Source organism: Ferruginibacter profundus (genome assembly GCF_054783275.1).
In genome coordinates this window covers 1-11685 of sequence record NZ_BAAGQW010000005.1, presented here as the reverse complement: position 1 = coordinate 11685, position 11685 = coordinate 1, and the positions used below count along the sequence as shown (strand labels likewise).

Genomic DNA, 11685 nt, shown 5'->3' with positions numbered 1-11685 from the left:
GCTAATGCCATACTTGGCCTGTAGTTTACGGTAACCACAACCGGTGTTTAAATACTCTTGAATGATCTGGTCTTTGAGTTCCATTTTGGTTGATTTTGTAGTCAACCTATTTCAGGACGAGACAATAAAATGCCCATTGCTCCAATGTCCAGCCAGCCTTGCAGCAAACCGAATGTTGTGCGTTAGCTTTTATTCCTAGTTGTCCTCAAACTTTCCATTTACTCCGTCTAAAGCGGCGTGGAATTTTGCAACATAACCATCGTCAACACCATACTCACTAAATTTTTTTATCGCCCAATCGAACACAGTTATACCAAAACCTGTGTTTTTATGCACAATAGTTGAATGAAAGTATGGATGAGAATAAAGCCAATCAAATCCATCTATTTGATTAAACAAATGTCCAAGCATAACACCAAACTCACAAACTGTAACGACATATGGATTTGAAAAATCTGCAGGGTCGCTTTCTTTTATTAAAGCTGCAATTTTTGCTCGGTCATAGTATTTGTCTACAGCATCTAAAACATTAAAGTCAAGTTTGTCAGATTTTATTATGTTTTGAAAGTCTCCCAAGGCAGCTTGAACCATTGTTTCATTAATAAAGTTCTTCTTATCTTTTAAGTCCTCTTTATCCAAATATTGCATTTCCTCGAAGTCAAGTGGCACACCGTTGTAAGCAGCAATTTGATACATATCTGGTCTGGTCATTTTAGGTGCGTCGTTTTCTTGATACCAAGGAGTAAAAAACTTTTCAAATAAAGTATCGCACTCTGGTAATTTCTTTTTGAAGAGTCCTAACATAAACGGAATGTCTGTTTAAAGTAACGCACAACGAGCGGGGCTTGGCGAAGTGGGGGAATAGTTGCTTTGTCCGCCCGGCCAACCCAAGCCCAATTTATAATTTATTGCTGATGATTTGTACTTAGCTAAATAGTTATTCGTCCGCCCGATATGAAGCACAACAGCGTTACAAATGCTGAAACACGGATTCCGTCAGCCCCCATTTTGCCAAACCCGATGTTAGCTGCCGTTTATCTTTGCAATTAGAGTGTCATAAAGTTTTCCAATTGAGAAAGTAGGATCAGTTACTTGATAAATTTTATTGTTAATTCTTATATACATAAAAGCATTGCTTGTACTGATAATTTCTTGTTTCTTTTCCTTTGCTTTTTTTGCTTCTGCATAAAATTCATTCAAAATATTTGTAAATTCTGAGTTTGTCTTTTTTGTTTGGTAAGCTAATTTGTCATTGGCAGAACCTCTTGGCAAATTTGAAAATTTCACTAAATAATCTGTGTCATTTTTAAAACAAGAAATTTTCCGAACCGAGGCAAACTCGTCAGTTGTAACGCAACTTCCATTGAAGGAATAAATTACAATAGTGTCTATTGGTTTTAAATTCAATTCTTCATCCCAAGTTTCTGTTTCCTTAAACACAACTGGAAAATCATTTTTATTGAAAATAATTGTTGTGTCAGAATTTATATTTATAGTCTTTGAATAATTTCTCTCAAACATTGATACCGCTGTAATTTTAAGTTCTCCTTCTTCTACTTTAAAAAACTGGTTTCCTACGTAGTTTGTAAGTTCGTTGTTATATTTAGTCGAGTCGGCTATTTTTGGTTTTGAAAATTCTACCGTGTCAATACGAGATTCGTTATAAAAATCTTGTTCAAAAGCAAGTTTGACTTTATAAATATTTGGGCTTTTCTTAATTGAGTTGTCCATGCAAGAATTATTAACAACAAAAAGAAAAACAATTGCAAATAGTTTCAACATATCTAACTCTTTCATACTCTTTGGGCAAATGGCAGCTAACGGTTTTGGGCTTTGCGTTCGGGCGGGAAATCGAAGCACAAAAGCTGATATTATTACTAAAGTTCAATTGAGAAACTGCCGCTCAAATTTTGCACTTAAGCCCGCCTGACGCAATACCCTTGTTGGCTGCAGCTTTTTATTCAGAGTATCTAATTCCGTTCAGTTTCAAATTATTTCTGTCAATTTTTTGTTGAGTTGGTTCTTCGTTTTCAAAGTCAAATGTTACTCCACTCGAAAATTTAATTTCGTCATATTCTCCTTTGTCAACTGTGTCAAATTTAATGTTTTCTTTCGTCAAATACTCTATCAAATTTTTGTATGTCAAAGTTTGTCCGAATTGCAAAAATGAAGTGTCCACAGTTATTTTGTCGTTAAGTTTATACTTCGTTTTTTTAGTTAATAATTCGTCTAGATTGTCATTCTGAATTGCAAAAATTTTCTCGTTGTCAGTCCCAAAAAATAGCTCAAACCCATTGTAAAAAAGTCCGCTTATCCCTGCTCCAAAGTTGGCTATTTCATTTGGATGTCCCAAATATTCAATGACTTCACTTTTCGTCATTTCTAATGAAATTTGTCCAAAAAATCCTGTCAAAATAAAGTCCTTCAATGAAATGATTGTCATAGTTAGCGGTCGGTTTTAAAGTTGCAGCCAACGGGCAGGGCTTTATGTAGGTTGGGAAACAGTATTCCGTCTGCCCGGAACCGCTGCCTATTGAAAATATGTAGCTGAAGTTAAGAACTAAATCTGAAATTTATTCGTCGAGCCCGAGCTGAAGCCTGGATTTGTAATTGGCTGATGTTTGCTGGTCATGCCCAACTTGCATAAAACCCAATGTTAGCAGCAGGTTTAGTCTACCGAAGTTTGAAATATTTTTTGGGGGTTAGCCTCAATAAAGTTTTGCCCTTGAATAAAATCACCCTTTATGTTAAGTGTCAAATGATTTATCCAATCAGGGCTTTTCTCACCTCGAATATATGCAAGCAAGGAATGTGCATAGCCCCATTCCATTTGCGTCAAGTATCCCATCTTTCGCCAACCGCTGTAATCAATGCCTCTATAAGTTTGAAAGGCCGCATTTGCGTTAAATATTCCCAGTCCGAAAAATACAGTAGTTAGGTCTGTTAATTTTTCATCGTTTTTGTCAATACGATTTTCGCCTAATAATTTAATGTGTGCAATTTCATGAGCCAAAGTGGCAACCATGTTTTCAGGTTGTTTAAGTTTACTACGAACTAAGGAAATGTCATATTTGCCGCTTTCGTTCTTTCCCCAATAAAGTCCTGCTGAATCTTTGTTGTCTTTTTCCGATTTTAAAAACATTCCTTGTCCAAATGGACTTCCTGTTGAAATTTCTTTTACGTTTTCATCGTAAAAGTCTAATTGAATTTCATCAATAGGAACTTCCATTTGAGATGCTACGATCTTTAAAGTATCAAAAGCTGTTTTTTCATTTCCATTATACTTAATTGGAAAACAAGAATGATGTGGTATAAGAATTTTTCTTTGTTGTGTTTCTGCTTTGCCGAAGAATTCTAACAATAAAAGAAAAGATTTCTCTAACCAAATTCTATTGTCCTCCGAAATGGGACACGTATTAGGCCTTTTTATTTTAGAAAATCCGAACATAGAAGGGTGCTGAAAATTTGCTGCTAACGTTCGAGTATTTGCGAAGGCAGGAAATTCATTGATTGTCCAGCCTGGTACAAATACCCATTTGAAAATACGTTGTTGAAGTTAAGAACTAAAGCTGAACATTGAACGTCGAGCCCGAACTGCTGCCGATGATTGCACATAGCTGATGTTTCATTGTCCAGCCCTGCTTTTGCAAATACTACTGTTGGGCGTAGGTTTTTCAAAATGGATAATGCTTCAAATATTCAACTCTTGGGTTAATTGTCACCATTTTATCTAAACCAGCCCAGTCATATCCAAATTCAAGAGGTGCAATTGGGTATTCTATGTGGTCTAATGTATATTCCTGTTCCTCAAAACTTGCAGGAAATGTAAAACTCTCAATGTATTGTTTGTCCAGTTTGTGAAGCAATGCGTCCAGTGTCGCCTTGTCAAACTTTTTGTAATTAGATAATAAAAAGTCACCAAACATTTTGAAAATTACAGTTGAATACTCAAATGGTTGAATTGTTTGGTCAATATCATCAGCGATAACCTTCATTGTCGCCCATTTCTCAATTTTTTCAAATGTCCGAAAACCTTTCTGCGAAAAATAGAGTCTTGTGTCAGTAGCGAATGGACTTGTATAAGGAAACGTTCTCTTTGGAATAGAAAATGAAAAAGAAAAAGTCAGTTTATAAACATATTTATCACTTTGTAAAACTTTTGAGGGCTTTAACAAGTTTTCATTGATAAAGTCAAACACATATTCACTCACTTTGTGAGAAACACGGGGGCGTGTCAAAAGACTTTTATAGTCAGGATTAAAACTTCTTTGTATTATAAAAGACATCTGGAATTTTATGGTCTGTCAAACTTACGCCCAACGGGCAGGGCTTGCTGCAGGGCTGGAATTCATTGCTCGTCTGCCCGGAACCGCTGCTGACCTGCCTGCCTGCCGGCAGGTTAAAGATATAAAAGTACAGGTTAACAAACAAAAGCCCAATCCCGATAGCTATCGGGATACGTCCAGCCCAGATGAAGCACAACAGCGATAAAATGACCATTGCTCCAATGTCCAGCCAGCCTTGCAGCAAACCCAATGTTGTACGTTCGACTTTACTCCAATTTTAATGATTTGCTTAAAGGACTTGATAGTTTACCGTCAGCATTTTTGTAAATGCATTTGTCTATGGTTATGGTTGTACCTGGCCCACTACGGTCATAATATTTGTTAAGTGTCGCCTTGTCTTGTGCTTTTACTGATGCTACATTGTTAAAACCAAAGCCAGCAAAATATATAGTCCCTGAAACAAAATTCAATTCTCTTAGTTTGTCAACTTCTTGAACGGCTTTACTTTTCAATTTAACTGTGTCTTGCCCTCTATTAAAGTTGTAAGGTATTTTCTCAATTTTAGTTGCCACGCCATTACCATCGTAGAATGTTAAATAGTCAAAGGTTACAACAGCACCATTGCTTGCGCTATCAATATTTTTCATAAGTAGGCTGAGGTCTGAGCTATGACTGATATAAGATTTTACGTAAGGTAAACCATTGCCTGAAAAATAAACTTGTGCTTTATAGATCCCAGATGCTTTCAGTGTATCACTTTGTCTTCCGGGGTTAGCCTTGGTGGTTTTGCCGGTCTGTGAAAATAAATGTCCTGAAACAAATAGAAAAACAATTGTCGTAAGAAAATGTCGAAGTTGCGTTATTGATATTTTCTGTCTAAACATAATTATGAAACGGATGCTTCTTTAAGGTGACGTACAACGGGCAGGGCTTTATGCAGGTTGGGAATTAGTATTCCGTCTGCCCACAACCGCTGCTGATTGAACCTGCCTGCCGGCAGGCAGGAATATAAAGTTGAATTTAAGAACTAAAGTTGAAAGTTGTTTGTCCAGCCCGAACCACAGTCTGGATTTGCAATTAGTTGATGTTTGCTGGTCATGCCCAACTTGCATAAAACCCAATGTTGTAGGCAGTTTTGTCGGGTCATAATGCAATGACATTTCGTTGAATCAATAAGTCGTTAACTCTCGTCAAAATTCCCTCAAATACTAAAAGGTCAATTGCTTTACAAATATTGTGATAGTCATTGTTGAAAAAAGCAGCTAGGTTCTTAAACCGCTCTGTTGTCGCCATATAGTTGTAAAAAAAGTAACAGTCTAAGTACCCAAACTCTGGTTTAGTCACAACGATAACCTCAACTACTTGATTACTTTTTACATTCTCAAACTGACATTCTGCTCCGTGCAGATAATAATTCCAATCGTCATTAAGTTTTCCTCGTTGCTTTACACTCTTCTTATGTTTTAATTCTTGTAAACCATCTAAAGTTTCTAAGTCAATTCCAAATTTGTTTGCCATAAGGCTCATAAGATTGTTTCCATCCTGTCTAAAAGCCTTGGCACATTCAAATAGTTCAAACCTCTTTTGAAGAATTTGGTCGTTGTGAATAGAAGATGAAATAAAAATAGTCGTGTCCCATTTTCTGTCATAAATTACCTTGTCAGGAAGCGAATATGTTAGATTGAAAATATAGTCATTTGGTAAGTCTGCATAGTGAATAGTCACCTGTTTGTACGTTTGAAAAATATTAAGCAATTCTTCTCTATTCGGTAACTTCTGTCCTTGCTGTATAATGAAATTGTCTGTCATTTAAAATTGCCTACAACGACCGAGTATTGCCGAAGGCGGGATATTTGTTGCTGTGTCCGACCGGAACTGCAGCTGATTAATGATTTAAAAAGTTGAAGTTAACAACTAATTGATGAGTAGAATTCCGTCAAGCCCGGATAATGTACAATAGCGATTTACTGTTGATTGATCTTCCGTCTGCCCCGCTTTTGGCAATACTTTTGTTGGCAGCAGTTTAGCTAATGATGTAGTTATAAGTTTTAACTAATTTCCACTTACCATTTTCCTTCCGAAATACAAATGTTCCCCAATATCCCCCTAGTCCACAGTTGCAATCTTCATTAATGTTAATCATTGCCACCTTATTGTCGGACGAAACAATTGGAAGTGAAATTTTATAAACAAAATCAAACTTTCTATCACAACTGTCAACAATTCTTGCTGAATGTTTTGTCTCAGGCCTAAGTGTATAATATTCTATTTTATCTTCCTTTATTTGCTGTGGCTGTAGTAACTTTTGTGTAAAAATATAAAGCTTGTCAAACAAGCTAAACTCACTAGTATTACTTTCGAAAATAGAAACTCTGTTCGTTTGCTTACAAACCTTAAAGAAATAAAGACTATCATCTTTGATTATTTCATTGAGAATGATATATTTTTTCTTTTCAGAAGTATAGGTCACTGCATAATATACACCTAACATTACTGTGACTGATATAAATATCTTTCGTTTCACAAAGGATTATTAATGTAGTGAGGGTTCAAATTGCTGCCAACGGGCAGGGCTTGCTGCAGGGCTGGAATTCATTGCTTGTCCGCCCGGAACCGCTGCTGACCTGCCTGCCGGCAGGCAGGTTAAAGATATAAAAGTACAGCTTAACAAACAAAAGCCCAATCCCGATAGCTATCGGGATACGTCCAGCCCAGATGAAGCACAACAGCGATAAAATGACCATTGCTCCAATGTCCAGCTAGCCTTGCAGCAAACCCAATGTTGTGCGTTCGCTTTTTGTCCACCGACAAAATTCATTCTTGTCTTCGGAAAATGGTTAAGAAAGATTGATTTTAATTTCATCTTTGTCAACTGAAATTAAAACTAAGTCAGCTTCATTTTCGGGTGTCAACACAACCGTTTTATTGAGAACTTTTGAAAGATTTATCATATAGTTCATCAAATTATTATGGTCGTCCATTGAGTTGATTTCATTTGGCGTTATGTCGTTTTCAATTTCTTCGGCTATAAAAAAATGGGCATTAACTTGAATGTTATCAATAAAAACAGTTGCACTAGAGCAATTCTCTTGAGTCCCGTTCCAGTAGTCAAATATTTTTGTTAGGTCAACCTTATCTTTTTTTACTTCTGTGTCATAAATGTGAAATGATGTCTTATAGTTCTTGTTCACAAAGTCTGCCCAAATTTGCCAATCTTCTTTGGTTGTGTTATGAACATAAATGTCACGATAAGAACCGTCCCTGTTATAAATTTTGTCTTTAAGTATTTGCCAATCCATAGTCGGAGAGTAAGGTCTGTTTAAAGTGACGCACAACGAGCAGGTATTGCTGCAGGTGGGATATTTTATAACGTCAAGCCGGAACCGCTGCCCAATTGAAAATATAAAGTTGAAGTTAACAACAAAAAGCCAAATAGATATTCGTCTGCCCGAACTAAAGTACAGCGATGCAAACAGCCGAAGTTTCAACGTCCAGCCCCACTTGCAGCAATACCAATGTAAGCTGCCGTTATTCTCCGCTCAATGCTTCAAAGACACACTTAAAAGTTTGTAACCTTCCTCCGTCCTTATAAATTCAAAATGTTCCTGGTAGTCAATTTCATATTTTTTGTCAAAGTCTGAGAGTTCCCATTTCTCTGATTTACTTCCTAGCGGCGGTGGTATATTCAATTCTTTTGTCCGCTTTTTGTAGTAAGTCAACATAACGTCAAATACTGGATATTTCTCGTTGTTGTGTGAACCGCAGGCATCGTAGAAGCCTTTATAGAGCTTGTCTTCAAAAATTAATGAATTGAGGTCTTCGTCACTTATTGATAACTTTTTAAAATTGTTTTCTTTAAATCTTTCTTTTGTTATTGAGGTTGGGAAGGCATTGAGAAACTTGTTATTGTTTAAGCTTGTCCAACCATTTTTATTTGTCCAAAACGTAACTTCAGAAAAGAGTAGCTCTTTAAGTTTGTCCTTACTATATGAGTTTAGAGCAAGTAGAAATTTTGAATAAAACCATTTTGTAAATTCCTTTTCATAGTTAACGAATGAATAGACTTTTTCACTTTTACCTTGCAAGCTTACCCAAATACTTGTATCAATATTTGGGTCATCTATTTTTAATGAATACCAATTTATGTTACTTAGGTATCCCTTTAAACTGTCAACAAGAATTTCGTTTTTGTCGTTTATTAAAACTGTTTCACCACCGCTCCAACTTAAATGCTCACAATTTAAAGTGTCCTCATTTTCGCCCCAACAACTTCGTTTGGCATTTTTAAGTGCAATGGCAAGTCCATTGCGAAATGGCGAAGCTGCGTTATAAATTGCTGGAATTATAGCAATTCCATTTTTGTCAAAAAAGCCAACTCTGTCTTTCTTGTTGTCTTTGAATAATATTTTCCCTTCACTTTCGCAATCATAAGTAAAGTCAAACATAAAAACGCTGTCTTGTCCAACCTTTCTGCCGTCTTTTAGCAAATAGTATGATTTGTATGAACTGTCAATTTTTTCGGTTACGGCGATAATATTGTAGAATGTATCTGCCCGTGTGAAGTTGTCATACTTTGCTGGGATTTTGATGTTTCCTTTTAAATCTTTGTAACCCGACAATTCAGTAGTTGTGTCATAATAACGAACCCAAATATCCTTTGTCTGTCCAAATGAAATCTGTGTCAAAAAAAAGCAGAGTATAGAAATGATTGTATGTCGCAATGCTCGAATTATTTTAGGGTGTCAATATAATGGCAGCTTACGGCCAGGTATTGCTGCGGGCGGGATATTTTATAATGTCCTGCCCGGAACAACTGCTGATTGAAAATATTTTGTTGAGGTTATGAACGAAAGCCTAGTGATTAACGTCCTGCCCGAACCAAAGTACAGCGATGCAAACTGCTGAAGTTTCAATGTCATGCCCCGCTTGCTAGCAATACCCATGTTGTGGGCAGTTATTTTTTGAAGTCCAATAACTCTTTCATTTCATCAATTAAATTTTCATTGGCCAAATGTTCACCTTCTCCAATCTTAAAACTAACATTAAAGTCCTTTTCAATAAGTTGGATGATTTTTCTTTGTGCTTTTATTTCTCCTTCAAACCAATTCGTCCAAGCCATTTGGATTGTTTCGCTTTCTTTTTCTAATTGATAAAAGTCAAAGTCAATTCCTTTGTCGAAAATGTTACTTGAATATTCAATGGTAATTTTCCAACTTGTTTTTGTCAATTGTTTTATGATTGAATAAAAAAGTTCAGTTTCAATATTTGTAACGATGGCTGTATCCATTTATTTGTCCCACCAAAGTAATATTTGTTTTGTTAAAAAATCAGAGTCGAAGTCCCAACTAAAAAATCCATAGGTTATGCATAATTCACTCTCAATAATCCCTTTAATTTTTAACGAGCTATGTCCTTCGTAAAGTCTGTCTAAAAGTTTTTGAGAAAATTTGTCAAATTCTTTATACGATGAAACGTCAATTAAATTCCAAGATTTAATAAGTTTTGATAACTCTTTTATTTGTCCTTCATATTCTGTCATTTCTGTAAATAGTTATTGTCGAGCTACTTTAAAATTAGAGACTTCGGTATAATTGCCCACAACGTCCGGGGCTTTATGCAGGTTGGGAATTAGAATTCCGTCTGCCCGGGCCGCTGCTGATTGAAAATATTTTGATGAAGTTAATTACAAAAGCTCAACAATGTATGTCCAGCCCGAACCAATGACCGGTTTTGCAATTTGTTGAAGCTAAGCTTGTCAAGCCCAACTTGCATAAAACCCCATGTTATGTGCTGCCTTTTTTGAACCTCCAACCCCGTTTCTCAACAGCACGAATATTTTCAACATGTTTTAACGAAATTAGATATTCGTAAAGGTGCTTAAGTTCTTCATCGGATTTGTCTCCAGTGAACTCCTTAATGTAAACAGCATTGCCATAATTTGTTCTGGATTTTTCTGGGGAATCATCCACTATTATTATTCCCTCAAGTTTAAAGCCTTTCTTTTTCAATTTGTCCAACCTTTTCTCAAAGTTGAAAGTGTCAAAAGTATTATCTCGCTTTATTGAACATTTACTACGCCCCCAAATGATTTCAAATTGAACTGTGTCGGGTTTTATTTTATTGATAATCTCACTCACGTACAAATCATCCGCCGAACTCCATATTCCAATTCTGTAGTGTTTTGAAATATCAATTAGAAACTGATCAAGGTATGGACGTTTATGAACGAAGTATTTGTCAAATTGAAAATCTTCGGAAATGTCTAACTTATTTCTACTGGCATGAATTAGAGTTTCATCTAAATCAAGAATCAAAAGCTTGTCTGAAATTTCGTCCATCTGTCAATAGGTAAACTGGTTGTATAGGTAGCACATAACGGGCAGGGCTTGCTGCAGGGCTGGAATTCATTGCTTGTCCGCCCGGAACCGCTGCTGACCTGCCTGCCGGCAGGCAGGTTAAAGATATAAAAGTACAAGTTAACAAACAAAAGCCCAACAATGTTGGTCCTGCCCAGATGAAGCACAACAGCGTTAAAATGACCATTGCTCCAATGTCCTGCCAGCCTTGTAGCAAACCGGATGTTGGCTGCAGTTATCGTCTGTATAATGTGTCTGTCCATGTTGTACTTCTTTGCCATACAACAAATGAATCACTAAATGTCAAAGACGTATTCGTAAGGTCAATATAGTCGCCAAACATTTCTCCTAAGTCTTGTTTGTTTTGCTTAATTATTTTCCTTTTTAACTTGTCGCTGGTTTTTAAATAACCTGTGTTGTTTAATAATGTCCACCGTCCAAAAGAACTGTCCTTGCTGATACATGAAATGTGTTTCCATGTAAATGTTGAGTCGCAATTTAATGTTAGTCTGCGAATGTCCTGGAATAATGCTCCGTTGTCTTTGTTTTTGTAAGTCGAACCGCAGATTTCAATGTCCTTATATTTCTTGTGTGTAGTCAAGCTATCGTAGGCATAGTCTAACGGATTATACCAAATACAAGAAAACGGTTTCGTCGACTTGCAACCTGTCACAACTAAAAACATTAGAAGTGTCAAGCTGAAAAAATATAGTCGGTAAAAGTTCATTGTTGTATATAGGGTCTGTTTAATTGCAGCCAACGCTCCGGGGCTTAGCGAAGTTGGGGATTTTCTAACTGTCCGCCCGGAACCGAAGTTGAATTTATAATTAAAACTTGAAGTTGCGTGTAACTGCTCAGCAATGTTTGTTCAGCCCGGAACAAACAAATGCCGAGGCAATATTCGTCAAGCCCCAACAATGCCAAACCATATGTTGGCTGCTGCTTTTAGTCAGGCAATGAAAATACTTTGAATGAGTCTGAATAAATTGTTTCATACTTGTCATTAACAATGTCAGAGGTTATTCTTAGTTTAATCATCAGTC

Annotated in this window: 14 protein-coding genes; 1 reads left to right on the top strand and 13 read right to left on the bottom strand. The window is 36.4% G+C overall.

The annotated features are described in order from the left end of the window. Positions 1-195: 195 nt before the first annotated feature. From ACYVM0_RS26720 to ACYVM0_RS26700, 5 genes are all read right to left on the bottom strand, one after another. The gene (locus tag ACYVM0_RS26720; RefSeq protein ID WP_460562515.1) at positions 196-804 is read right to left on the bottom strand and encodes a hypothetical protein; all 609 of its coding nucleotides are present in this window, start codon (positions 802-804) and stop codon (positions 196-198) included. 219 nt (positions 805-1023) lie between these two features. Next, positions 1024-1797: a hypothetical protein gene (locus tag ACYVM0_RS26715; protein ID WP_460562513.1), complete on the bottom strand. Its 774-nt coding sequence runs from the start codon at positions 1795-1797 to the stop codon at positions 1024-1026. 160 nt (positions 1798-1957) lie between these two features. After that, positions 1958-2443, bottom strand: coding sequence for a hypothetical protein (locus ACYVM0_RS26710; RefSeq protein WP_460562511.1), 486 nt, complete (start codon positions 2441-2443; stop codon positions 1958-1960). 225 nt (positions 2444-2668) lie between these two features. Then, positions 2669-3448 (bottom strand): hypothetical protein, encoded by a 780-nt coding sequence (locus ACYVM0_RS26705; protein ID WP_460562510.1) that lies wholly within the window; start codon positions 3446-3448, stop codon positions 2669-2671. 226 nt (positions 3449-3674) lie between these two features. Next, a complete protein-coding gene (locus ACYVM0_RS26700) occupies positions 3675-4286 on the bottom strand; it encodes a hypothetical protein (RefSeq protein WP_460562508.1) in 612 nt (203 codons plus the stop codon). Positions 4287-4296: 10 nt separating this feature from the next. Between ACYVM0_RS26700 and ACYVM0_RS26695 the strand changes: the two genes are divergently transcribed. Continuing rightward, the gene (locus ACYVM0_RS26695) at positions 4297-4491 is read left to right on the top strand and encodes a hypothetical protein (RefSeq protein ID WP_460562507.1); all 195 of its coding nucleotides are present in this window, start codon (positions 4297-4299) and stop codon (positions 4489-4491) included. 61 nt (positions 4492-4552) lie between these two features. On the opposite strand, the gene ACYVM0_RS26690 is transcribed toward ACYVM0_RS26695, so the two are convergent. From ACYVM0_RS26690 to ACYVM0_RS26655, 8 genes are all read right to left on the bottom strand, one after another. Then, complete coding sequence (locus tag ACYVM0_RS26690) at positions 4553-5170, bottom strand: hypothetical protein (protein WP_460562505.1); 618 nt, start codon at positions 5168-5170, stop codon at positions 4553-4555. 259 nt (positions 5171-5429) lie between these two features. Then, positions 5430-6095, bottom strand: a complete 666-nt coding sequence (locus tag ACYVM0_RS26685) for a DUF6896 domain-containing protein (RefSeq protein WP_460562503.1) — start codon at positions 6093-6095, stop codon at positions 5430-5432. Positions 6096-6309: 214 nt separating this feature from the next. Next, entirely contained in the window at positions 6310-6810 is a 501-nt protein-coding gene (locus tag ACYVM0_RS26680) for a hypothetical protein (protein ID WP_460562501.1), read from the bottom strand. A 313-nt stretch (positions 6811-7123) separates the two neighbouring features. Then, positions 7124-7585 carry a hypothetical protein gene (locus ACYVM0_RS26675; RefSeq protein WP_460562499.1) on the bottom strand — a complete coding sequence of 154 codons (462 nt, stop codon included), beginning with the start codon at positions 7583-7585 and terminating at the stop codon, positions 7124-7126. A 240-nt stretch (positions 7586-7825) separates the two neighbouring features. After that, complete coding sequence (locus ACYVM0_RS26670) at positions 7826-8971, bottom strand: WG repeat-containing protein (RefSeq protein WP_460562497.1); 1146 nt, start codon at positions 8969-8971, stop codon at positions 7826-7828. Between the two features lie 269 nt (positions 8972-9240). Beyond that, the gene (locus tag ACYVM0_RS26665; RefSeq protein ID WP_460562495.1) at positions 9241-9573 is read right to left on the bottom strand and encodes a hypothetical protein; all 333 of its coding nucleotides are present in this window, start codon (positions 9571-9573) and stop codon (positions 9241-9243) included. Then, complete coding sequence (locus tag ACYVM0_RS26660; protein ID WP_460562493.1) at positions 9574-9825, bottom strand: hypothetical protein; 252 nt, start codon at positions 9823-9825, stop codon at positions 9574-9576. A 244-nt stretch (positions 9826-10069) separates the two neighbouring features. Beyond that, positions 10070-10624: an NIF family HAD-type phosphatase gene (locus ACYVM0_RS26655; RefSeq protein WP_460562491.1), complete on the bottom strand. Its 555-nt coding sequence runs from the start codon at positions 10622-10624 to the stop codon at positions 10070-10072. Between the last annotated feature and the right edge of the window lie 1061 nt (positions 10625-11685).

Bases quoted from the DNA above. Each gene is read 5' to 3' on its own strand.
- ACYVM0_RS26695 (WP_460562507.1), top strand. From the start codon at position 4,297: ATGGTCTGTCAAACTTACGCCCAACGGGCAGGGCTTGCTGCAGGGCTG.
- ACYVM0_RS26655 (WP_460562491.1), bottom strand. From the start codon at position 10,624: ATGGACGAAATTTCAGACAAGCTTTTGATTCTTGATTTAGATGAAACT.
- ACYVM0_RS26690 (WP_460562505.1), bottom strand. From the start codon at position 5,170: ATGTTTAGACAGAAAATATCAATAACGCAACTTCGACATTTTCTTACG.
- ACYVM0_RS26720 (WP_460562515.1), bottom strand. From the start codon at position 804: ATGTTAGGACTCTTCAAAAAGAAATTACCAGAGTGCGATACTTTATTT.
- ACYVM0_RS26675 (WP_460562499.1), bottom strand. From the start codon at position 7,585: ATGGATTGGCAAATACTTAAAGACAAAATTTATAACAGGGACGGTTCT.
- ACYVM0_RS26705 (WP_460562510.1), bottom strand. From the start codon at position 3,448: ATGTTCGGATTTTCTAAAATAAAAAGGCCTAATACGTGTCCCATTTCG.
- ACYVM0_RS26700 (WP_460562508.1), bottom strand. From the start codon at position 4,286: ATGTCTTTTATAATACAAAGAAGTTTTAATCCTGACTATAAAAGTCTT.
- ACYVM0_RS26715 (WP_460562513.1), bottom strand. From the start codon at position 1,797: ATGAAAGAGTTAGATATGTTGAAACTATTTGCAATTGTTTTTCTTTTT.
- ACYVM0_RS26685 (WP_460562503.1), bottom strand. From the start codon at position 6,095: ATGACAGACAATTTCATTATACAGCAAGGACAGAAGTTACCGAATAGA.
- ACYVM0_RS26660 (WP_460562493.1), bottom strand. From the start codon at position 9,825: ATGACAGAATATGAAGGACAAATAAAAGAGTTATCAAAACTTATTAAA.
- ACYVM0_RS26665 (WP_460562495.1), bottom strand. From the start codon at position 9,573: ATGGATACAGCCATCGTTACAAATATTGAAACTGAACTTTTTTATTCA.
- ACYVM0_RS26710 (WP_460562511.1), bottom strand. From the start codon at position 2,443: ATGACAATCATTTCATTGAAGGACTTTATTTTGACAGGATTTTTTGGA.